The organism is Helicobacter sp., assembly GCF_022511165.1.
Lineage (GTDB): Bacteria > Campylobacterota > Campylobacteria > Campylobacterales > Helicobacteraceae > Helicobacter_C.
Window position 1 is genome coordinate 1 of the sequence record NZ_JAFLSB010000027.1, and the last position, 21974, is coordinate 21974.

Annotated in this window: 23 protein-coding genes; 4 read left to right on the forward strand and 19 right to left on the reverse strand. The window is 38.7% G+C overall.

The features are described from left to right. Positions 1-382: 382 nt before the first annotated feature. The 9 genes from J1E28_RS05145 to pgsA all read right to left on the reverse strand — a co-directional run bounded on the left by J1E28_RS05145 (position 383) and on the right by pgsA (position 8402). Positions 383-997 carry an SDR family oxidoreductase gene (locus tag J1E28_RS05145; protein WP_291027428.1) on the reverse strand — a complete coding sequence of 205 codons (615 nt, stop codon included), beginning with the start codon at positions 995-997 and terminating at the stop codon, positions 383-385. A 2-nt stretch (positions 998-999) separates the two neighbouring features. Further along, positions 1000-1749 (reverse strand): 2-C-methyl-D-erythritol 4-phosphate cytidylyltransferase, encoded by a 750-nt coding sequence (gene ispD / locus J1E28_RS05150; protein WP_291027430.1) that lies wholly within the window; start codon positions 1747-1749, stop codon positions 1000-1002. Positions 1750-1908: 159 nt separating this feature from the next. Continuing rightward, on the reverse strand, positions 1909-3054 hold the full coding sequence (locus J1E28_RS05155; protein WP_291027433.1) for an aminotransferase class V-fold PLP-dependent enzyme: 1146 nt from the start codon (positions 3052-3054) through the stop codon (positions 1909-1911). A gap of 32 nt (positions 3055-3086) precedes the next feature. Beyond that, positions 3087-4886 (reverse strand): sodium-extruding oxaloacetate decarboxylase subunit alpha, encoded by a 1800-nt coding sequence (oadA, locus tag J1E28_RS05160; RefSeq protein ID WP_291027435.1) that lies wholly within the window; start codon positions 4884-4886, stop codon positions 3087-3089. A 71-nt stretch (positions 4887-4957) separates the two neighbouring features. Then, the gene (locus J1E28_RS05165; RefSeq protein ID WP_291027438.1) at positions 4958-5725 is read right to left on the reverse strand and encodes a YaaA family protein; all 768 of its coding nucleotides are present in this window, start codon (positions 5723-5725) and stop codon (positions 4958-4960) included. A gap of 12 nt (positions 5726-5737) precedes the next feature. Then, positions 5738-6115: a hypothetical protein gene (locus J1E28_RS05170; RefSeq protein WP_291027440.1), complete on the reverse strand. Its 378-nt coding sequence runs from the start codon at positions 6113-6115 to the stop codon at positions 5738-5740. Beyond that, positions 6115-6795, reverse strand: a complete 681-nt coding sequence (locus J1E28_RS05175) for a YggS family pyridoxal phosphate-dependent enzyme (protein ID WP_291027442.1) — start codon at positions 6793-6795, stop codon at positions 6115-6117. Before J1E28_RS05175 ends, J1E28_RS05170 begins: the two co-directional genes overlap by 1 nt. A gap of 9 nt (positions 6796-6804) precedes the next feature. Then, positions 6805-7863, reverse strand: coding sequence for an RIP metalloprotease RseP (gene rseP / locus J1E28_RS05180; RefSeq protein ID WP_291027444.1), 1059 nt, complete (start codon positions 7861-7863; stop codon positions 6805-6807). Then, positions 7863-8402, reverse strand: a complete 540-nt coding sequence (pgsA, locus tag J1E28_RS05185; RefSeq protein ID WP_291027446.1) for a CDP-diacylglycerol--glycerol-3-phosphate 3-phosphatidyltransferase — start codon at positions 8400-8402, stop codon at positions 7863-7865. The genes rseP and pgsA overlap by 1 nt, the downstream gene beginning before the upstream one ends. A 187-nt stretch (positions 8403-8589) precedes the next feature. On the opposite strand from pgsA, the gene corA reads away from it, so the two are divergent. Together corA and J1E28_RS05195 are read left to right on the forward strand one after the other, a co-directional pair. Next, complete coding sequence (corA, locus tag J1E28_RS05190) at positions 8590-9558, forward strand: magnesium/cobalt transporter CorA (protein WP_291027448.1); 969 nt, start codon at positions 8590-8592, stop codon at positions 9556-9558. Further along, the gene (locus J1E28_RS05195; RefSeq protein WP_291027450.1) at positions 9558-10271 is read left to right on the forward strand and encodes a TerC family protein; all 714 of its coding nucleotides are present in this window, start codon (positions 9558-9560) and stop codon (positions 10269-10271) included. The genes corA and J1E28_RS05195 overlap by 1 nt, the downstream gene beginning before the upstream one ends. 137 nt (positions 10272-10408) lie before the next feature. On the opposite strand, the gene J1E28_RS05200 is transcribed toward J1E28_RS05195, so the two are convergent. Continuing rightward, entirely contained in the window at positions 10409-11032 is a 624-nt protein-coding gene (locus J1E28_RS05200) for an outer membrane protein (RefSeq protein ID WP_291027452.1), read from the reverse strand. A 248-nt stretch (positions 11033-11280) separates the two neighbouring features. Next, the gene (locus tag J1E28_RS05205; protein ID WP_291027454.1) at positions 11281-12888 is read right to left on the reverse strand and encodes an ABC-F family ATP-binding cassette domain-containing protein; all 1608 of its coding nucleotides are present in this window, start codon (positions 12886-12888) and stop codon (positions 11281-11283) included. 250 nt (positions 12889-13138) lie between these two features. Here J1E28_RS05205 and ccoG point away from each other — a divergent pair, with 250 nt between their 5' ends. Beyond that, the gene (ccoG, locus tag J1E28_RS05210) at positions 13139-14512 is read left to right on the forward strand and encodes a cytochrome c oxidase accessory protein CcoG (RefSeq protein ID WP_291027473.1); all 1374 of its coding nucleotides are present in this window, start codon (positions 13139-13141) and stop codon (positions 14510-14512) included. 286 nt (positions 14513-14798) lie between these two features. On the opposite strand, the gene ychF is transcribed toward ccoG, so the two are convergent. Genes ychF through folD form a run of 8 tightly spaced genes read right to left on the reverse strand, consistent with a single transcriptional unit; the run spans position 14799 to position 21402 of the window. Further along, complete coding sequence (gene ychF, locus J1E28_RS05215; RefSeq protein WP_291027456.1) at positions 14799-15899, reverse strand: redox-regulated ATPase YchF; 1101 nt, start codon at positions 15897-15899, stop codon at positions 14799-14801. A gap of 12 nt (positions 15900-15911) precedes the next feature. Beyond that, positions 15912-17333, reverse strand: coding sequence for a leucyl aminopeptidase (locus tag J1E28_RS05220; protein WP_291027458.1), 1422 nt, complete (start codon positions 17331-17333; stop codon positions 15912-15914). A 43-nt stretch (positions 17334-17376) separates the two neighbouring features. Beyond that, positions 17377-18126, reverse strand: a complete 750-nt coding sequence (locus tag J1E28_RS05225) for a DedA family protein (RefSeq protein ID WP_291027460.1) — start codon at positions 18124-18126, stop codon at positions 17377-17379. A gap of 5 nt (positions 18127-18131) precedes the next feature. Continuing rightward, positions 18132-18671, reverse strand: coding sequence for an adenine phosphoribosyltransferase (locus J1E28_RS05230; RefSeq protein ID WP_291027461.1), 540 nt, complete (start codon positions 18669-18671; stop codon positions 18132-18134). A gap of 22 nt (positions 18672-18693) precedes the next feature. Continuing rightward, positions 18694-19044, reverse strand: a complete 351-nt coding sequence (locus tag J1E28_RS05235) for a hypothetical protein (protein WP_291027463.1) — start codon at positions 19042-19044, stop codon at positions 18694-18696. 11 nt (positions 19045-19055) lie between these two features. Continuing rightward, entirely contained in the window at positions 19056-19508 is a 453-nt protein-coding gene (gene rpiB / locus J1E28_RS05240; protein ID WP_291027465.1) for a ribose 5-phosphate isomerase B, read from the reverse strand. A 23-nt stretch (positions 19509-19531) separates the two neighbouring features. After that, complete coding sequence (gene lepB / locus J1E28_RS05245; protein WP_291027467.1) at positions 19532-20545, reverse strand: signal peptidase I; 1014 nt, start codon at positions 20543-20545, stop codon at positions 19532-19534. Beyond that, on the reverse strand, positions 20542-21402 hold the full coding sequence (gene folD / locus J1E28_RS05250; protein WP_291027469.1) for a bifunctional methylenetetrahydrofolate dehydrogenase/methenyltetrahydrofolate cyclohydrolase FolD: 861 nt from the start codon (positions 21400-21402) through the stop codon (positions 20542-20544). The genes lepB and folD overlap by 4 nt, the downstream gene beginning before the upstream one ends. 74 nt (positions 21403-21476) lie before the next feature. On the opposite strand from folD, the gene J1E28_RS05255 reads away from it, so the two are divergent. Then, entirely contained in the window at positions 21477-21800 is a 324-nt protein-coding gene (locus J1E28_RS05255) for a cytochrome c (protein WP_291027471.1), read from the forward strand. The last annotated feature ends 174 nt before the right edge of the window (positions 21801-21974 follow it).

Below are 21974 nucleotides of genomic sequence, written 5' to 3' on the forward strand. Positions count from 1 at the left end.
CCGTTATATTTCTTTGCTAATTCCTCATAGGCTCTTTTATATTGAATCATAAAATTTTCTTGGCTTCTTGTTACATCAGGATTAATGATAAAATATGGCTCAAAATGTTTATCCTCTAAAAGCTTTTCAAAAAGAGAAAAATTTTGGCAACTTGCCACATACATTTGCAAAAATGCCACCTTAATACACGGCTTTTGTCTTATAGCTTGGATTTGAGATGCTATCTTTTTGTGTATATAAGCGGACTTTAGCCGTATTTTAATGTTTTTTCTAACCTCTCTAAAAGCACGCCACTTTACTCTAAGCCACGAATTTTTCGTAGCTTGTTTATATTTGCGCCATTTTGCTCTTAAATAAGAATTTTTATCCAAAATTGACATTACTATCTCCTCACATCAATAATCTGTCCATTAAGATTTGAAAGCAAGGTGCAAAGCGTAGCACGAGCAACCTCATTTGGACTAAGCAGACTTTCCTCTGGCTCTTTGCCAAAATTTGCACTCCTCATTGGTGTATGTGTCCTTGCGGGATTAATGATATTTACCTTTACATTAGTAGCTTTAAGCTCTTCGCTTAGTGCTTGTCCAAGATTGACTATCGCGGCTTTAGTAGAGGAATATATAGAATATAAAGCCCTTCCCCTTGTGTAAGAGCTTGAGCTAAAAAGAGCTATGCTTGTGCTATGAGGATTTTTAAGCAAATAAGGCAAGCTTGCTTTGATGATATGCAGTGAACCAATATAATTGACATCAATTTCTTTTTTTATATCATCTATGCTACGACTTTGTAATGTACCAAGCTTTAAAACACCAGCACAATTTACAACAAAGTCAATTTTCTTGCATTGTTTATAGATTTTTTTGAGTGCAGAAGAGACAGAGCTAAAAGAAGTAATATCACAGCCATTTGAAGTAGAAAGGGCAAAAGCGGAGGCATTATAACAGGAGGCAATCTCTACAATAGCCTTGCCAATACCACTTGTGCCACCAAAAACCACTATTACATACCCCCCCCCCCCGACAACTTCTCTAAGGCTACTTGAGGTGCAGGGGTGGTTTTAATTTGTAAAAGCTTATCGGCTAAGCACATATCTTGAGAATAGGTAATTTTTATATTCTCGTTTTCTCCTTGTATAACAAAAACTTCTCCTAAATTGTATTTCAAAATAAGCCCACAATCATCAGTAAAATCATCATCATTGATTGCTAATTGATGAGCCTTTTTAATAAGTGAGAGTTTGAAGCATTGAGGTGTTTGCCCACACATCAACCTATCTCTTTTAGGAATATTGGTAATAAATGAATTAGGAGAAACTTCTATAATCGTATCTGTGGCGGGTATGGCTACATCTATGGCATTATGATATGAAAGTGCCTCAAGGCATTTTGAGATAATATTCTGGGATAAAAATGGTCTCACACAATCGTGTATTAGCACATTTGCTTCTGTATCTTTAATTGAGTTTATGCCAATAAAAGAGCTTTCTTTACGCGTTTTTCCACCATTAAGAATCTTTGTAATTTTTGTATAATGATTTTTGAGAATTATTTCTTCAATAAAAAATCTATATTCCCATAAAATAACAAGGATTATTTCATCAATTTGTGGGGCTTTTTCAAAAACCTCTATAGTGTGTTCTAAGATACTTTTTCCTGCGATTCTTTGAAATTGTTTAGGGAGAGAAGCCCCCATTCTCGCCCCCACTCCACTCGCTAAAATGATTGCATAATTTTTCATTTTTGCTTTCACTCTATCTCCAAAAAAGTATTTAAAATTACCGCTGGATTCTATTGCAAGGATTCTAAAAATTTGATAAAAACAAAAAAGCAAGGAGTATAGCCCTTTGCAAGAAAAATTTTTATTAAAACTCCTTAAGTAAAACTTATGCTTTACAAAATCATAGAGATTCTAGCCTTGTGCAATATATTTAATCGCCCTAACAATGCGCTTCATTTGCTCTAAGTCATTAAATGCCCCTACGCTTAGACGCACACTTCCTCCATTCTCAAAACTTCCTATGCTTTTATGCGTAAGTGGCGAGCAGTGTAGCCCTGTGCGCACCAAAATACCAAACTCTCTATCAAGCCTTAACCCCACATTTGAAGGCGAAAGTCCTTGAATATTAAAGGCAAGATTCCCTACGCATTCCCCCTCAACCTCATATATTTTTATATGCTTCAATGCGCTTAGCTCTTCATAGAGATATTGACGCAACATCATTTGATGAGTATGCAAAGCCTCCATACCACATTCTTTAATCCACCCCAAACTTGCTCTAAGTCCAGCAATAGCACACATATTTGGTGTGCCGCTCTCATATTTATCAGGCAATATATCAGGCTGTGCTATCTCTTCACTCAATGACCCACTCCCCCCTTGCATAAAACTATCAAGCTGCTTTTCATCAAAATGTGGGTTAAGGCTCATAAAGCCAAGCGCACTTGGAGCATATAAGCCCTTATGACAGGAAGCACAAATAATATCCGCATCAGTTGCACTAAGAGGCAAATGCCCTACCGCTTGAGAAGCATCAAGGATAAAGATTACATTATATGCCTTACAGAGATGATAGAGGTGTTGGATAGGCAATATTGCACCACTTACATTATTTGCATACACGCATATAAAAGCCCGAGCGCCCTTGAGTTTAGATTCTAAATCCTGCATATCAAGCTTACAAGTTGATGAAGCTTGGATAAACTCAACATCAATATTATATTTACATCTCAAAGCTTCAAGCGGACGCGCCACACTATTATGCTCTAATGTCGTACTCACAACCCTATCGCCACTTTTTAGCAAACCATATAAGGCGCTATTAAGCATACTTGTAGCATTTGCACCAAATATGATACGCCCCTCATTTGGCTGATTGAGTAACTCCGCCAAACCTACACGCGCCTCATAAAGAATCTGCCCAGATGCGATAGAAAGCCTATGCGCACTCCTTGCGGGAGATGCTCCCACACAGCACAAATAATCCTTTACCGCTTCAATAACGCATTGTGGCTTAGGAAAAGAAGTAGCGGCATTATCGACATAAATCATTGCCATACTACTTCCATTTTAATATTTAAGATTCAAGGCTATCCAAGAAGCATAATGGCTGCATCACTTCCCACTTGCACCCCAACCTTAGCATAAATCTCCTTTACCACGCCATTAATAGGAGCAAGCACCTCATTTTCCATTTTCATTGCTTCGACAATCGCAAGTGTATCGCCCTGCTTCACTCTATCGCCTACTTTTACTCTAAGCCTTGTAAGTGTGCCCGGCATTGGCGACTTAGCGTGTCCGGGAGCTGTTGCTTGAGGCAAACTTCCAGCTTTTTGTTCTTTAGGTGCTTTAACTTCTACTTCAGGATTCACACTCTCAACAAAAACCTCTTTGAGCTCACCATCAACGCGGATAAAAAATGGTCGCACCTCATCTGTTTTCTCACCACTTCCCTCAATTTTAATCGCATAATGCTCGCCATTGACAACAACCTCAAATTCTTTAGGCAATTTACTATCGCATTTTTCCTCAAAACTCTCTAATGCTTCAGGCTTAAGAGCATTTGCATTGCGCTCTTTTAAGAAAGTCTCGGCAATAGAGCCAAACATCGCAAAAGAAATAACATCTTGAGGACTTTTTGCAAAAGCTGCGCTTTCCTTTTTTGCTTTTTGCAATTCAGGTTTAAGCAAATCCGCTGGACGCACGCTTATCATCTCTTCACCCTCGCTAAGCACTTTTTTTATTAATGCCTTACTTAATGGCGCAGGTGTGCGCCCATAAAGCCCTTTTACTACATTGCGCGTTTCAGTCGTAATCGTTTTGTATCGCTCTCCCATAAGCACATTAAGCACTGCTTGAGTGCCAACAATTTGGCTTGAAGGCGTAACTAAAGGCACATAACCAAAATCCGCACGAACTTTTGGAATCTCCTGCATCACTTCGTCCATTCGATCAAGCGCATTTTGCTCCCTCAACTGATTTGCCATATTTGAAATCATACCGCCGGGAATTTGACTAACAAGTACGCGTGTGTCGATTTGATTATATTCAGATTCAAACTTCTTATATTTGCGGCGATTCTTGCGTAGAATCTCTGCAGCCACCTCCATAGGGGCTATATCAAGCAGAGTATCCCATTGCGTATCTTTAAGTGTTGCCACCATTGATTGTGTGCAGGGGTGGCTTGTGCCTTCACTTAAAGCAGAATTTGCCAAATCAAGCACATCAACTCCTGCTTCAACCGCCTTTAAATGCGCTCCAAAGGCAAATCCTGCAGTAGAATGTGTATGCAAACTCAAACTTACCCCTATTTCTGCCTTGAGTGCTTTCACAAGCTCATAGGCTGCAAATGGTGTGAGTAACCCTGCCATATCTTTAATCGCAATAGAATCACAACCCATTTTGACAAGCTCTTTTGCATAACTTACAAATTTCTTTGTTGTATGCACAGGCGAAGTTGTATAACAAATCGCACCTTGAGCGTGTTTGCCATTTTTTTTCACACTCTCAATAGCCATTTTTAAATTGCGCGCATCATTAAAAGCATCAAAGATTCTAAAAATATCTATACCCGCTAAGCTTGAGAGGCGCACAAATTCTTGCACTACATCATCAGCATAATGCCGATAGCCGATGAGATTCTGCCCACGCAAAAGCATTTGCAATGGCGTTTTCACACATACTTTTTTAAATTCATTCAATCGCTCAAATGGATCTTCTTTACAATAGCGCAAACAAGTATCATAAGTTGCGCCACCCCATACCTCTAGGCTATTAAAACCAATAGAATCAAAAATCTTTGCTGCTTCAATCAAATCCTCTGTGCGCATACGCGTAGCCAAAAGGGATTGATGCCCATCTCGCAAACTATTTTCTGTGATTTTTATCATAAAGCCACCCTTATTAAATTAGATTATGAGGGATTTTAGCGCATTTGATATTACAAAAAGTAAAATCGCGTCTAAGAGATGATTTCGTAGGTTAATATTGTAGCATTTTGTGTATATGTGGCATCAACAAGCTCTATAAAATCAAAATGCAGGGAATGAAGCTCTGCTAATTTATCAATATTTTGCTGCGCTAAATAACGTGCATACAAACCACGATAAAATTTTGCATAATGACTCACCCTCTTGCCCTCTTTTAAAAAAACCGCCTGATAATAATGCACACAATTTCTCGCAGGATAGGCTTTGATATAAGCCTCTGCGCGTAAATCAAGCACCTCATAATCACGCAATGTCTCATCAAGTGTCGCCTTTAAATTTTTATATAACATCTTTAGCTCAAATGCCCCCTTGCCCTTGCCTTGATGAAGATTATAATAAGGCAAAGGCTCATTGGCTCTTACCATACCAAAAAGATTGCTAAAAATATAGAGATTTTTTCGCAAATACTCTTGTGAGCGTGAATCTAAATTTGCAAAATCAAGGGCTTTATACCCTACCCCATTATAAAGCCTCACTGCCTCTATTCTTGGGGCTTTGAGGAGATTTTGAGCAAGAGCAAGGCTTTGCATATCAAGGGTTTTGCTCCCAAAAAGTGTAGCAATCTCACGCTCACTCCCTTTTTGCAAAAATGCCACATACTCACGCACTGCCTGTGAATCTAAATGTTTTTGAGCTTGCAAATCTTGTGTGTCTTGAGATTTTAAACCTTTTTTAGATTTTTCCATATCACAAGGCTTATTTTTACCCTCACTTGGGCTAAAGAGGATTTTTATGCTCATCTTATTATTATATTATCGACTGACAATGTGGCAACTCACACACCCTGCGATAATCCGCCCATAAACCTCAACACTCTTTAATATATCGCCTTGCTTGAGAAATTTTTCTAGCACTTCTATATTTTCTTCATTCCTATTGACGATTCGATTTGCTACATTCATATCGCGCTTTTGCTTGAGATATACATTTGAATCAATGCGCCTTAATTGCTTATTAAGCTCCTTAAACTCGCGCAATCCGTCCTCAATCCATACTTTATTAGTATAAAGAAATCCTCGCTCCATTTGCTCCATTGCATATTCCATATCTTGCATTAATTGCACCATTTGATGATGTGTTTGAGCGAGAACACCGCATACACATAAACCAATCAAAAACACTATTCTCATTATTTCTCCTCAAAGAGTTTTGAACCAATCCGCACAAGATTTGCACCATAAGCAATAGCGATTTCAAAATCCCCACTCATACCCATAGAAAGAATCTTTGCGCCACTAGGCTTCAAACTATCAAATACATCACGAGTAAGTTTAAAACTCTGCTCTATCTTTGCTCTTTCATCAGTATGTGCGCCGATACTCATTATACCTTCAAGCATAATATTTGGGCAAGTTGTAGCAATTTGCTCATAGAGTTGTTTGGCAGATTCTACGCTCACGCCACTTTTACTTGGCTCATTGGCAGCATTGACTTGAAGCAATGCTCGTATTTTGCGCTCTCCTTGTTTATACTCCTTAAGTCGCTTTTGCAAGGCAAGGGCGAGTTTAAGAGAATCCAAACTATGCAAAAGTGCAGGATTCAAAGAAAGAAGCATATTGATTTTATTTTCCTGCAAATGACCAATAAAATGCCATTCTATGGCTAAATCGTCCAAATCTTCACTTTTTGTGCGTAAATCTTGCACTTTATTTTCTCCAAATGCTCTTTGTCCGCATTCATAAAGAGCGCGGACTTGCTCTTTGTTCTGATACTTACTTACGGCAACAAGGGAGATGATTTGATGAGGACTATAAGCCAATCGAGCGCGTTCGATTCTGCGCAATATGCGTTCAAGATTTAAAGCTAACATATGCTCTCCTTATGATAATAAACGAAAAATATCATTATAAAGCCCCAAAAACATCAAAGCCAAAAGCACCGCCCAACCGCATAATGTAAGATAATAGGCAATATTTTCATTTGGAGGTTTTCTTGCAATAATCTCATAGCAATTAAATACAATATGTCCCCCATCAAGTGCAGGGATTGGCAGGAGATTCAAAATCCCAAGATTGACTGAAATAAGCGCAGTAAGCACAAAAAGCATAGTCCAACCATCATTTGAAGCTAAACCAATCACAGAGACAATACTTACTACACTCCCCACTTCGCTACTTGGCACAACACCTCCTATAAGCTTTATAATACCCTGCAAAATGAGCGTAGAGGCTTTAAGCGTTTCATTGAATCCATAGCCTATACTCTCTATGAAGCCATATCGCACTTCACCCCTCACGCCACCTACAATGCCAACCATATTGCGCATAATGCTCTCGCCAAAGATATTTTTTGACTCTTGTTGGGTTGGCATAATCCTCACTTCAACGATAGAAGGATTTGTATCTCCTCTTTGCAAAGTAAAGAGCAATTCGCCCTTTGTATGAAGAATCATACTATCAAGCTCGTCCCAAGTTTTTATGGCTGTATGATTGATACTTAAGATTCTATCCCCTGCTTGGATATGTGCTTTTGCCGCAGGAGAATGCTCTTTAACCTCACTTACCACAGGAAGTATGCTCATCTTACCCCCCATACCCACTGCCATATATAATATAAATGCGAGGAGGAGATTAAAAAGTGGTCCCGCAAATAAAATTGCGATGCGCTCATAGGGTGTCTTACTCAGGTATGAATCTGGCTCATTATTACGCATTTTTGGATTACTATCATCTTGCCCCTTAAGCTTCACATACCCACCAAGCGGGATGAGAGAGAGTGCATATTGTGTGCGTCCTATATACACACTCGCTATTTTCTTACCAAAACCAATGCTAAAGACTTCTACACTCACTCCACATAATCGCGCAACAATGAAATGCCCTAACTCGTGAAAAAAAACAAGAAACGAAAGAACCAAGAGCGCAATCACTATACTCATTACAAACTCTTCATATATTTAATCGTATAATCCGCCCCTGAATACAAAGTCAATGCCACAGCAATCCATAATAGCACTTCGCCACCGGGGAAAAAATCCGCCAATAAAAATGCAATAGCCGTAATTTGCGCACCTGTTTTGTATTTGCCACTTTTGCTTGCTGCGACACTCGCGCCACTCCCAGCAGCTATAACACGCAAACCTGTAATAAAAAATTCCCTTGAAAGAATGAGAAAAACTGCCCAAGGAGAAGCTCTATCAAGCACCAAAAGAGCAATAAAAGCAGATAAAATAAGCATTTTATCTGCTAATGGATCAAAAACTTCCCCAAAACGCGAATGCAGATGATATCTCCGCGCAATATAACCATCAAAAAAATCAGTCAAACTTGCTATACAAAAAATCATACAGCTGACATAATTCACCCAGCTTTTATCGACATAGCTAGGAAAAATCACATCATAATGTAAAGCAACAAAAAGAAGTAAGATTGCTAAAAAAATGCGCGATAGGCTTAAAAAATTGGGGAGGTGCTTCACTTCTTTACCTTTGAGAGTTTTTGTGATACATTTGATTTAGGTGAGATTCTACAATGGATTTTTTAACTTCACTTACAAAAGTAGCTAACTTATGCAAACTTAGGCGAGTTTTTGCTACAATCACGCATTTATTTTAATAATTGTGCTAAAAGAACATATTTATAAAATTTAAAACAAGGAGGACGCAATGGTTAATATCTTTATTAGGCGCAATGGACTGATTGTGCGCGAAAGTTTGCATTTAAGCGATGAAAGAGTAAAGATACTACACGAACACGATAAGATTCTATGGATAGACCTTTTTCACCCCTCCCCTGAAGAAGTAAGCTACATTTCACATACTTATAATATCGAAATGCCTAGCAAAGAAGAGCGTGAAGAAATCGAGCAATCAGCGCGGTATTGGGAAGATAGCCGAACCATTACGATTAATACCTATTTTCTTGTGCGTTCGGCTGAATCTGAACTTCGCAATGAAACCATTACTTTCTTGCTCTGCAAAAATATCCTTTTGACGATTCGTTATAGTGAATTTAAAGTATTTGATGAGATTCAAGATATTGTCCTTGCTACGCCTAAGGTTTTTGAAGATGGCTTTGATTTGCTTGGCAAAATCTTTGAAATACGAGTGGAAAAAGATGCGGATTTACTTGAGAGTGTTGCAAAAAATACACGCGCTATGCGTAAAAAAGTCTTTAATTCTCATATTATTAATTATGAAGAGATGCTTGAAGAACTCTCATCTTTACAAGAAGTCAATATGAGTGTGCGTGATTCACTTTTTGATAAAAGACGCGCGATTACAGCGGTGCTTAAAAGCGATAAGGCAGATGCTGATGTGAAAAAAAATATTACCATTGTGCTTAAAGACCTCAATTCACTTGTAGAATTTACTACTGCAAATATGCACGCACTCGATAATATTCAAACGATTCTTACAAACCAAATCAATATTGAACAAAATAAAACCATTAAGCTTTTTACGGTTGTAACCGTGGCGATGATGCCACCTACACTTATTGGCACAATCTATGGTATGAACTTTGATAATATGCCAGAATTGCATTGGGACCTTGCCTATCCGGTGGTATTAGTTATTATGATTCTCTCTACCATTTTTCCTATCATCTACTTTAAGAAAAAGGGTTGGATTTAGTGTTTGATTGGATAGGGGATATTCACGCGTGGATAGCACTTGCCACACTTGTATTTTTAGAAATTGTGCTTGGGATTGATAATCTTATTTTTCTTGCAATCATTATTGCGCGTTTGCCTGAATCTAAACGCGACAAAGCAAGAATCTTTGGCTTAATCCTCGCAATGCTTTCGCGCATTGCCCTCCTTGTATGTTTGTTTTGGGTAATGAAGCTAAGCACACCACTTTTTTATATCGCTGATTTTGGAGTGAGCGGACGCGATATAGTGCTTTTTTTGGGTGGGTTGTTTTTAGTCTATAAAGCCACAGATGAAATTCACGCAATGAGCATAAATGAGGAGCAAAAAGAGCCTAGTGCAAAACAATATAGCGCGTTTGGCTTGATACTTGTGCAAATTATGGTGCTTGATATTGTGTTTTCGCTTGATTCTGTGATTACTGCGGTGGGTATGGTGGATATTTTGCCCGTGATGATACTCGCTATCATCATAAGTGTAGGTGTTATGCTTTTTGCCTCAAAGGGTATTTCACATTTTATAGAATCCCACCCAAGTATCAAAACCCTAGCTCTTGCTTTTTTAATCCTTGTGGGTGTAACGCTTATTGCTGATAGCGCACATTTTCATATCCCTAGAGGCTATATCTATTTTGCAATAATCTTTTCTCTTGGTGTGGAGCTGATTAATATCTATTTTGTGAAATCTCGGCATTAAAGACTTAAGATTATAGAGAATAAAAAGCACAAAGCTTATTGCAATATTTGTAAAGATGATATTGTAGATACCTCCCTTAAAGAAATATCTTTAAGGGATAAGGGAAGAGGGTATGAAAACTTAAAAATCTTTTTGAGTTAGAAGCTAAAGATATAGCGCAAGCCGACATTATATTTTTGCTTTACGGTTAATTTTATATCATCTTTGTCATATAAAGTTGTTGCAATAAAAGGCACTCTAGCAGCTAACTCTATGCCGTGATGCTTAGCAATCTCTGTGCGTAAGCCGACATTAAGCGCAACATTAAAACTAGTTTTGTTGAGTTTGTCAGTAATCCCAATTTCCTCCTCACTTATAGCTTTACCACTCCAAGTATTTGCCCCCAAACCAAGCCCTAAGAATGCACCAAAACTTAGAGAATCATCAGTAACAAAATTATAGAGCGCATCGACATTCACACCATAATTCATTACATTTATTTTTTGGTTCTTGCTCTCTATTTTCTTTGCTGTATAGGCAGTAGCCAAATTTGCATAATAGCGCAAACCAAACTTCGGGGTAAAAAATTGCTTGTAACCGAGCAAAACTTCATAGCTTAGCCCACTTGGACTAAATTGATATGCATCACTACTTTCCATTCCTTTTAATTGAACTCCGCCATATCCTAATCCCAAACCTACAAATATACTATCTTCTTCAGCCACAAGTACGCCACAGCTCAAAGCCAATGCCAATGCTGAACTCACAAACATTTTTTTCATTGCTGCTCCTTTGCTAAAAAATTTGCGGGATTCTAATCCCTCTTTCCTAATTTTTGTTTAATGTTTAATAAGTAAGAAAATAAGCAATATTCTATACCCATATCCTACAAAAAGAAACAAAATAAAAAATAGGCGTTAATATCAATAAAAGAGCAAAGATTCTAAAAGAGGTTTATGTATTTATATTAGATTCTAAACCCAAAATTTAGGCTCATAGATTCATTTCATAAACTCAATCTCATAAAAAATCAAGAAAGAGTAGAGGCGATATACTCCTCATAACTCCCACGAAAATCAATAATTTTTGCACCATTTTGAGCATCTGCCACAAGCTCAATAATACGATTTGCATACGCATCAATGAGTTCTCTATCGTGGCTTACACAAATCACATTACCACTATATTTATAGAGTGCCTCGCCAAGGGCGATAATGGATTCTAAATCAAGGTGATTAGTTGGCTCATCAAGGATAAGAAAATTCCCTCCCTCAAGCATTAGCTTACTCAAAACCATTCTATGCTTTTCACCCCCACTTAACGCATTTATGGATTTTTCTTGCTCTTCTCCACTAAAAAGCATTCGCCCGAGTGCATTGCGTATCTCCCCACTCTCTTTCTTTTTATCAAAACCTCTTAACCACTCATAAAGGCTCTCCTCGCCCTTTATCTCCTCGCTCACATTCTGTGGAAAATACCCCCTCTGCGTAGTTGCACCCCATTTCACACTCCCACTATCAGCTTGTAATTCCTCAATAAGAATCTTACACAATGTGCTTTTTCCCGCGCCATTTGCACCAATAATAGCAATCTTATCTCCGGGGAGAATCTTCAAGCTTACATTTTTAAGCACACATAAATCCCCATAACTCTTTGAAATATTCTCACATTCAAGAGCTTCATTCCCTATGGGGCGATTAGGCTTAAAAACAATGCTTGGTTCGCGTCTTGAACTCACCGCAAGGGCGGAAATATCAAGTTTTTCAAGCTGTTTTTGTCGGCTTGTAGCCTGACGCGCCTTACTTGCATTGGCTGAAAAACGCGCGATAAAAGATTCAAGCTCTTCTTTTTCTTTTAATTTTTTATTGCGCTCCATTTCTTGCTGCTTAGCAATAAGACTTGAAGCGATATACCAATCATCATAATTCCCGCTAAATTCACGCACAGAGCCAAAATCCATATCCAAAATATGTGTGCAAACACTATTTAAAAAATGTCTATCGTGGGAGATAACCACCAATGTGCCTTCGTGTCGCTTCAAATGCTCTTCAAGCCACGCGATAGAGGGTAAATCAAGGTTATTTGTAGGCTCATCAAGGAGCAAAATATCAGGCTTTGGAAAAAGCACTTGTGCGAGGAGAATCTTAAATTTATCTCCACCTGTAAGGGTTTTCATAAGCTCATTATGGATTTTACCCTCAAAGCCTAAATCTTCTAAGATTTTTTCTATCTGCACCTCATATTCATACATTGGATCTTCTTCAGCACATATCATCTCAAGCTCACTTAATTCAATATTTACCTGCTCATCGCTTAAATCCGCATTCTCATAAAGATATTCTTTGCGCTTAGTTGCTTCATAAAGACGTTTATTTCCTATAAGCACCGCATCTTTGAGACTAAGATTCTCAAAAGCATATTGATCCTGCCCCAAAACACCCATTTTTAAGCCCTTTGCTATCACTATTTCCCCGCTACTTGCCTCACACTCGCCTGATAGAATCTTTAAAAATGTCGATTTTCCTGCGCCATTTGCACCAATAAGCCCATATCGCTTATGTGCATCAAGGCTCAAATTCACATTTTCAAAAAGCTTCTTAGTAGGATAAGCTTTGGAGAGATTAATCGTTTGTAGCATACGCAATCCTTTGAGAAGTAAAATAACGCGATTCTAGCATAAAATCAATGAGGCTTTTTTGAAGCTATAAAGATTGAAAGCTTTTTTGCAATGTCTATAAAGTAAGGCTTATTCCCATAATATACTCAAATGCTACCCTTTAGATTCTCAATATTTCAAAAATTAAAAAAAAAAAAATAAGCTAAAATATTATATAATCCGCGTTCATATTTCAAGCAACTAAGGAGAAAAAATGTCTGTGGCAACCCCTATACAATCCCCAACACACTATCGCATAAAGCGTTATATTGTTTATGGCATAGCAACTTTGTTTCTACTTCTCTTTCCTTTTATACAAATTAATGGCAATCAGCTTTTCTTGCTCTCTTTTGACCATAAGCAACTCCATTTACTTGGCACAATTTTTGACATACAAGAATTTTATTTGATGCCATTTTTGCTTATTTTGATGTTTGTGGGTATTTTCTTTATGACTACACTCGCGGGGCGAATTTGGTGCGGTTGGGCGTGTCCGCAGACGATTTTCCGCATTATATATAGAGATTTCTTACAAACAAAAGTTTTTGGTTTGCGCAAGAGAATCAGCAATAAACAAGAAAAAATGGATTTAAGCACTTTTGGGGCAAAAATCAAAGCAGTGTGTGCATTTTTGATTATCTCTGTGCTTTGCTTAGTGGCTGCTGCAAGTCTTATGTTTTTTTTCACCCCACCAAGTGATTTTTTTGCTTATATGAGCGATCCGCTCAATCACCCTATTTTACTTGGATTTTGGCTTGGATTTGGGCTATTTTTTATCCTTGATATTACCTTTATACAAGAAAATTTCTGTGTATATATGTGCCCTTACTGCCGCGTACAAAGCGTGCTTTATGATAATGATACCGTAATGGTGCTTTATGATTATAAACGCGGAGGGGCAGTATATGATGCTAAGGGTATGAAATTTGATGTCGCACCTAAAAAGCAAGATCCAAACAATGAATGCACCAACTGCAACGCCTGTGTGCGTGTCTGCCCTACACATATTGATATTAGAAAGGGTATGCAGCTTGAATGTATCAACTGCCTTGAATGTGCAGATGCCTGTGCAGATGTAATGGGCAAACTCGGCAGACCTTCACTTGTGATGTGGAAATCCCCTGCTTCACTTGATAATAATGGCAAAGTGCAATTCCTCCGCTTTAAAACGATTGGCTATGTTGTTATCTTAGCTTTTGTGCTTATAATGCTCCTTTTTGTTAGCACCACCAAAGAAACGATGCTCCTTGATATTGCCCGCGATGCCGAGCTTTATGAGGTGCGTGCAAATCTTGCTGTGGATAATTCCTATACAATGGTCTTTAACAACACAGATTCGCAACCCCACGAAATGTATTTTGAAATCCTTGATGTGCAAGGAGGAGATATTGCCAAATCGCTTCGTATTCTTAGACCGCAAGAACCATTTATGGTTCGAGCCAAAGAAAAAGTAAAAAAAGTCGTAACGCTCCGCACAAATGAGCCTTTAAATGAAGGGCGCTATGATATTATTATCCGCGCCTTTGCCGTAGATGATAAAGAGCGAGTATTTGTAGAGCGCAAGACAAATTTTGTCTTCCCCAATCATAGTAAGCTTAAAGATTAAGGTTATAAAATTTTAAATCTAGGGGCAGCCCCTAGATTTAAAAAACTACATCTAAAATCCCCTATAATCATAAAAACTCCAATTTTACAGATATTGCAATTTTGTTTGGAATAGAGTGGAAAAATCATTATTTTGATGTTGTAGATTATGCGCAAATAAGATGATAATATGCTTTTTTGCGTGTTAAAATCTTATAAAGATTCTAGCTTAGAAGCCTCCCCCCCGATAATTGTTTGTATCATTTTATACATTACTTCTCCTTTTCAAATCATTGTTTGCGCGAAGCCTATACATTAAATCTAAAGTGCATCACATCGCCATCTTGCACGATATATTCTTTCCCCTCAATGCGCATTGCTCCGGCTTCTTTTGCCTTTGCCTCACCACCATATTTGATAAAATCCGCATAGGAGATACATTCTGCGCGAATAAAGCCTTTTTCAAAGTCTTTATGAATAACCCCCGCTGCCTTTGGCGCACTATCGCCCTTTTTGATTGTCCAAGCGCGCACTTCTTTCACTCCTGCGGTAAAATAGCTAATAAGCCCAAGTCGTGCAAAGCCCTCGCGGATAATCTGCTCTAAGCCACTCTCTTTTGCCCCAAGTGAAAGCAAAAACTCCGCACGCTCATCTTCGCTCATATCCACCATTTCTTCCTCTAGCTTTGCACAAAGCTTAATGGCTATGCCACCATTTGCCTTTGCATACTCACGCACTTTTTGCACAAACTCATTATCAGATTCTAGCCCTTCTTCATTCACATTTGCACCATATATCACTTCTTTATTGGTAAGGAATCGTAATTCACGAGCAAGCGTGAGAAAATGCTCATCATCGCATTTTGCAAAGCTTCGCACAGGCTTATTTTGCTCCAAATGCGCTAAAAGCTCAAGGGCAATGTTTAATTGCGCATTTGCTCCCTTTTGAGCCTTGCTCTCTCTTTGAAGCTTTTCAATGCGCTTATTAAGCGTAGCAATATCAGCAAAAAGTAGCTCTAGCTCGATAATCTCAATATCGCCTATTGGATCAATGCGCCCCTCTATGTGCGTGATATTACTATCCTCAAAACAGCGCACAATATGCAAAATCATATCAGATTCTTTAATATTTGCTAGAAATTGATTGCCTAGTCCCTCGCCCTTACTTGCACCGCGCACAAGCCCCGCAATATCCACAAACTCCACCACAGAATGCTGAATCTTTTGGGGATTGACAATTTTTGCAAGTTCTTGCAATCTCGCATCAGGCACACTCACTATTGCCTTATTTGGCTCAATCGTGCAAAAAGGATAATTTGCCGCCTCTGCATTTTGTGCCTTTGTGAGGGCGTTAAAAGTCGTAGATTTGCCTACATTTGGCAACCCTACAATGCCTATTGATAAGCCCATTTATACTTTCCTTTATGCCTTTTCTTGAGCCAAAATAAACTCTACCCCCGCTCTCACACCTGCGCCGCTGCCTCCACTTGGGTTAATATCCCATTCTTTTTCTACATACGCAGGACCTGCTATATCGATGTGAAGCCATTTTTGCCTAAATTCTTCTCGAATAAACTCACTTAAAAATAACCCCGCACTTATCGCCCCACCATAGCGTGAAGAAGAAATATTGCACACATCGGCAATCTTAGATTCTATAAGCTTTTTAATATGACGATTGAAAGGGAGTTGTGCCATTAGCTCACCACTTTGTAAAGCCACTTTTTCAAACTGCTCTTTGAGTTTTTCATTATGCCCCATAATACCACTTGTATATTCTCCCAAAGCCACTACGCAAGCCCCTGTAAGTGTTGCAAAGTCAATCAAAATATCAGGTTTTAAATCCTGTGCGTAGCTCAAACAATCCACAAGCACTAAGCGCCCCTCTGCATCGGTATTTCGCACCTCAATAGTCTTACCCTCACGAGAATAAAGCACATCATCAGGCTTATAGGCATCGCCACCAATCATATTTTCTGCTGCCCCTACAATCGCGTGAATCTCGTTTGTTCCACCCAGTTGAGCTATGGCTTTGATAATCCCCATAACTGCGCAACCACCGCTTTTATCTGCTTTCATTGTTACCATATAATCAGCGGGTTTAAGCGAAAGCCCACCGCAATCATAAGTCAGCCCCTTACCCACAAGCACGATGCGTTTTTTAGGATTTTTAGGTTTATAGCTTAGGTGTATGAGGCGCGGAGGATTTGGCGAAGCCGCATTGACTGCCAAAAATGCACCCATTTTTTCCTTTTTTAAATCATCTTCATCTAAAATCTTACACTCAAGATTCCCCGCCTCTTTGGCTATTTGCTTTGCATACTTTGCAAGATACTTAGGTGTAGCCACTTGAGGAATTGTATTGACAAGCTCACGCACATCATTCACACTTTGTGCAATGATTTGAGCCTTTTTGAGAATCTGCGTATTTTTAAGCTCACCCTTTGTATCAAGCAAAATCAACTCTTTAAACTTTGTATTTAATTTCTTGCTTTTATAACTCACACACTCATATTCCCCGCATAGCGCACCTATAAAGAGTGCGTAGGCTTTAGATTCATTCAAGCCTCCTTCTATAAGCACACTCACATTTTCATAGGGTAATGTCTTAAAATATCGTGCAATATTTGCCCCAGCCTCGCGTATATAATCAACCTCAAGAGATTCTACGCAAAGCAAAAGAGTGTGGGATTCTTGGATAAAAAACCTGCCTTCACCCTCAAAACCAAATGCTTTACACGCCTTTGCATAGCTTGATTTACCATAAGCACTTTTTGCTATAATCACTGCTTTTGCACTAAGCTTTGTATTTTTATTTTGTGTTTTTGAAATGCTAATTTTCATTTTTGCTCCTTTAATATTTATGATTTGCCACAAATTCCACTTTTTATATTTTACCCTTTAATTCAAGTCCTTGTTGTATTTTTTCAATCTTTCTATCTATCTTTTTTGTTTGGGAGTGAAAATACCACAACACTCCCCCAGCTATAACAATCGCTAGAGGAATAAGTAAATAAGGGTGATCTTTAAACCAATCAAGCACGATAAAAATCTCTTCACCAAAAATATAAGTAATCACAATAGTAATCGCCGCCCACGCCCACGCTGAAAGGAGATTGATAAAGGCAAATTTGAGCGCACTATAACGCGTTGTGCCAATACTCATAGGAATAATGGTGCGCATACCATACATATAACGTTGGATAAAAATAATAGGCCAACCATATTTTTTTAAAAGCAAATGCGCAAGGGCAAATTTACGCTTTTGGGAGGAAAGACTTCTTTGGATATTTTTACGATTTAAGCGTCCAATATAAAAATAAATTTGATCTCCCACAAATCCACCAAGCCCAGCGATAAAAATAGCCATAAAGAGATTCATCTTGCCATCGTGTGTAGCAAGCCCGGCAAAAATAAGCCCTAACTCGCCCTCCAAAATACCCCAAAAAAATAAAATCACATAGCCCCAATCCTCAACATACTCTTCCCATAAATGCGTAATAAATTCTTCAAGTGAGAATCCTGACTGCTTATAAAGCACAAAAAATGTAAGAGCAATGACAATAAGCAAACACCAAACAAAAACGTGCTTTGGTTCGTTTTTTGCGTATGTGATTGCTTTTTGTATGGAGCTCATTATTTTTATTTTCCCTCATACTCTAGAATACTAAAAACTTGCGTATAGGGAGCGAGTTTCTTTTCCCCCTCTAAACCTTTGAGATTAATCACAAATGCTGCTTCAATACATTGTGCGCCCATAGATTTGATAAGCTTCACACTCGCTTCTGCCGTGCCACCTGTGGCAATCAAATCATCAACAAGCACCACTCTCGCATCTTTTTTGCTACCAAAAGCATCAATGTGCATCTCCACTTCATCAAAACCATACTCAAGGCTATACTTTTCGCTCATCGTTGTATGCGGTAATTTACCCTTTTTGCGTATAGGGACAAAACCCACATTCATCGCGTATGCTAATGCTGCGCCAAAGATAAACCCACGCGCCTCGATTCCAGCAATAAAATCAATTTTCTCTTTTTCATAACGATTTTTTAATATTTCTATCACCTCATAAAAAATGGGTGCATTTCCTATGAGTGTGGTTATATCACGAAAAATAATGCCCGGCTTTGGGTAGTCATATATGGCGCGTATAGAATCTGCTATGTGTTGTCTATTCATTACTTCTCCTCTATGTGATGTCTTAGAGTAGTGCCTCGATTTTTTGCTCAAGCTCTTTAATACGCGCCTTATATTTATCAGTTTCAATTCTATATTGAGAATTACGCGCTTTGAGCACCTTCACTTCATTTTTAAGGGCATTCATTTCTTGCGTCATAATATCTATATTTCCTAATGCCCTTTGAAGCTGCAACTGATGCTTGCGTATGAGAATCTCCGCTTCACTCAGTGTGAGCTTCATCGAAGCCGATGTGCGCTCCTCTTTTTGTGCCACAGAGCGATAAAAAAATGTCCGCACAATCATATAAAGCACAAAGAGAATAAAACCTGTTAAAAAAAACCATTGTATTAGCGAAGTGCCTACTGCGTGCATTACTACCTCCCTTAAGAACTTAAACCAAGTCCATCTAATTTTTCTAAGCGTAAAAGATGTCTTCCACCCTCAAATTCGCTATTAATAAATGCTTCAAGGATTGATTCTACCTCGCCTACACCACTGATACGCTCTCCAATGCAAAGCACATTTGCATTATTATGCAAACGCGCCATTTTCGCCATATACGCATCGGTGCAAAGCGCAGCGCGAATATGCTTATAACGATTAGCAGCAATGCTCATTCCAATTCCACTCCCACAGATAAGAATCCCACGATAAGATTCACTCTCTATAGCTTCACATACTTTTTGTGCATAGTCGGGGTAATCCACTCTCTCCTCATTGTGTGGCGCAAAATCAATAACTTCAAAACCCCTCTCTTGCAAAAATGCTATTACAAAAGCTTTGAGTTTAAATCCCGCGTGGTCTGTGCCAATAATATAAGTAATTGTATTGCTCATTTTATCCTCTTTTTTAATCTCATCTATTTTGGCATTGCCTCTCTCATTGTCTGCTCTAGGCTCTCCACTCCCTTAAACATTCTCTCCCAACGAATGGTATAGCGCATTTTTTTATCCTCATCAGCCCCTGCTTCTTGGCTATTTGCTTTATTGATACTTAAATATATAAACCACGGCTGCCCGATGATATTTTTATAAGGCACGCTCCCCCAAAAGCGTGAATCAAGGCTATTATTGCGATTATCCCCTATCATAAAAAACTCATCATCAGCAATTTTTTTATAATACATATCCCCCTCAAGCTTTATCATCGATGTGGGGGTTCTGCCACTTTTCATTGTCGTGTAGGCGATATTTTTATCCTCAATAAAAGATTCTAAACTCTCATTAGTATATACCCTACTCCATAAATCACAGCTCTCCTCCATATCGCCAATATTGCTACTCATTATGCCCTCAAGGCAGACTTTTTGATACAGCCTCCCCTCCTCATCAGCAAGATAATACTCACTATAAGGATTCTTATAAAACACGCTCTTATAGCTAATGCCGGGGTGGGTGCTCATATAGGGATTTTTCACAAAGAGTTTGCCGAGTTTTTCTACGATGATTTGCCCAGAATAATGCTCCTTCACATACTCATCGCCCTCAAATGGGTGCAAGTATAAGCCACTCTCATCAAATATCACCTCATCGCCACCTACTGCAAAAGTGCGCTTGACAAAATAAGTTTTCTCTATATGTGGAGGGATAAACACGACAACATCGCCCCTTTTGGGACGCTCCCCATTGATTAAATGCCCATTACCATTAAAATCAGGCAAAATATTTACTTCAAGCCAAGGGATACGCGGAATAGGAATCCCATAACTAAATTTTTTTACAAACAAAAAATCGCCCTCCAAAAGGGTGCTTACCATTGAGCGAGTAGGGATTACAAAAGCTTGCATAACAAAAAATATTAATACAAGCACAATCACTATTGTCCCGCTCCAGCTTGATGCAAACGCCCATAATCCATTCAAAAATTTTTTCATTTCTCTATCCTTTGCTTGAAGCGATACATTGCTGCTCTATAAGTATTTTGAAGTAAAGTAACAATCGTCATAGGTCCCACCCCACCGGGCACAGGCGTGATATAGCTTGTTTTTGGTGCGACATTTGCAAAATCCACATCACCCACAAGCGCGCCGGATTCTAAGCGATTGATACCTATATCTATAACAATTGCGCCCTCTTTTATCATATCTGCTGTGATTAAGCCCACTTTTCCCACGCCCACACACACTATATCTGCATTTTGCGTATAGGCTTTCACATCGCGAGTGAGGATATGGCAGCAGCTCACAGAAGCTCCGGCATTAAGCATAAGGCTTGAGAGAGGTTTGCCGACAATATTACTCATCCCCACAATCGCCACATCTTTGCCGCTTACTTCTATATTATAAGCCTTGAGGAGATTCATCACTCCAAGCGGCGTGGCGGGGACAAAACCATCAAGGTTTGCCACTAAACGCCCCACATTAAAGGGATTAAACCCATCAACATCTTTTTTAGGGTGGATTGCCTCAAGCACTTTGGCAGTTTGGATATGCTCTGGCAAAGGAAGCTGAACGAGGATTCCATCGATATTTGGATTCTCATTTAAAATCGCAATCACAGACAAAAGCTCTTCTTGGGTAATGGTGGAGGGCATTTCGTGCGTTACAGAGTAAATCCCCACGCGCTTGCACGCCTTTGCTTTCATTTGCACATAGGCACAGCTCGCAGGATTATTTCCCACAAGAATCACCGCTAATCCCGGCGTTACCCCCTTTTGTGCGAGCGCGCTAATATCTTTGCTTAAATCTTTTTCGATTTCTGCACTCAAAGATTTGCCATCAAGCAATGTCATTTTAAAGCCTTTGTGATGATTGTTTCGCTATTATAGTATAAGATATTAAAGAAACATTATTGAAGCGAGGATTTATGAGCAAAAAGCTAGTGTTATTTGTGATAATAAGTGTGCTATGGGCAAATGATGAGCCTTTCACGGAGGATTATGGCAAAAATCTCTATGAGAATCCACGAGGCATAGCCTGTAATAAATGCCACGGCGATAAAGGCGAGGGGGCGGTGATAGCGCATTATAAGCACAAAGGTGTAGAAAAATCCCTCCTTGCCCCACGCATTAATAATATTGATTTTAATATTTTTATCGAAGCTTTTCGCGCCCAAAAGGGGGTGATGCCGATGTATTATCTTACCGATGAGGAGATTAGGGCTATTTATATATATCTCTATCGCCCATAGGGCTTTGTGTTTTGTAGTGATTTTTATTTGTGTAGATTTTAGATTCTAGGACTACAAAATGTGCGCTTTGAAAGATTAAAAAACTTAGAATCTAGAATCTAAAAATAGATTTTTATTTTTGGAGTTTTTAGATTCTAGATTCTAAGCTAAATACAGAATTTAAAAACATATTTT

What these genes read in the sequence shown, in the direction of transcription:
- oadA (WP_291027435.1), bottom strand. Translation starts at nt 4,886, where the DNA reads ATGATAAAAATCACAGAAAATAGTTTGCGAGATGGGCATCAATCCCTT.
- J1E28_RS05200 (WP_291027452.1), bottom strand. Translation starts at nt 11,032, where the DNA reads ATGAAAAAAATGTTTGTGAGTTCAGCATTGGCATTGGCTTTGAGCTGT.
- J1E28_RS05175 (WP_291027442.1), bottom strand. Translation starts at nt 6,795, where the DNA reads ATGTTAGCTTTAAATCTTGAACGCATATTGCGCAGAATCGAACGCGCT.
- corA (WP_291027448.1), top strand. Translation starts at nt 8,590, where the DNA reads ATGGTTAATATCTTTATTAGGCGCAATGGACTGATTGTGCGCGAAAGT.
- J1E28_RS05255 (WP_291027471.1), top strand. Translation starts at nt 21,477, where the DNA reads ATGAGCAAAAAGCTAGTGTTATTTGTGATAATAAGTGTGCTATGGGCA.
- J1E28_RS05230 (WP_291027461.1), bottom strand. Translation starts at nt 18,671, where the DNA reads ATGAATAGACAACACATAGCAGATTCTATACGCGCCATATATGACTAC.
- rpiB (WP_291027465.1), bottom strand. Translation starts at nt 19,508, where the DNA reads ATGAGCAATACAATTACTTATATTATTGGCACAGACCACGCGGGATTT.
- rseP (WP_291027444.1), bottom strand. Translation starts at nt 7,863, where the DNA reads ATGAGTATAGTGATTGCGCTCTTGGTTCTTTCGTTTCTTGTTTTTTTT.
- ychF (WP_291027456.1), bottom strand. Translation starts at nt 15,899, where the DNA reads ATGGGCTTATCAATAGGCATTGTAGGGTTGCCAAATGTAGGCAAATCT.
- J1E28_RS05225 (WP_291027460.1), bottom strand. Translation starts at nt 18,126, where the DNA reads ATGAGCTCCATACAAAAAGCAATCACATACGCAAAAAACGAACCAAAG.
- J1E28_RS05235 (WP_291027463.1), bottom strand. Translation starts at nt 19,044, where the DNA reads ATGCACGCAGTAGGCACTTCGCTAATACAATGGTTTTTTTTAACAGGT.
- J1E28_RS05165 (WP_291027438.1), bottom strand. Translation starts at nt 5,725, where the DNA reads ATGAGCATAAAAATCCTCTTTAGCCCAAGTGAGGGTAAAAATAAGCCT.
- J1E28_RS05205 (WP_291027454.1), bottom strand. Translation starts at nt 12,888, where the DNA reads ATGCTACAAACGATTAATCTCTCCAAAGCTTATCCTACTAAGAAGCTT.
- lepB (WP_291027467.1), bottom strand. Translation starts at nt 20,545, where the DNA reads ATGAAAAAATTTTTGAATGGATTATGGGCGTTTGCATCAAGCTGGAGC.
- folD (WP_291027469.1), bottom strand. Translation starts at nt 21,402, where the DNA reads ATGACATTGCTTGATGGCAAATCTTTGAGTGCAGAAATCGAAAAAGAT.
- J1E28_RS05220 (WP_291027458.1), bottom strand. Translation starts at nt 17,333, where the DNA reads ATGAAAATTAGCATTTCAAAAACACAAAATAAAAATACAAAGCTTAGT.
- J1E28_RS05155 (WP_291027433.1), bottom strand. Translation starts at nt 3,054, where the DNA reads ATGGCAATGATTTATGTCGATAATGCCGCTACTTCTTTTCCTAAGCCA.
- J1E28_RS05170 (WP_291027440.1), bottom strand. Translation starts at nt 6,115, where the DNA reads ATGAGAATAGTGTTTTTGATTGGTTTATGTGTATGCGGTGTTCTCGCT.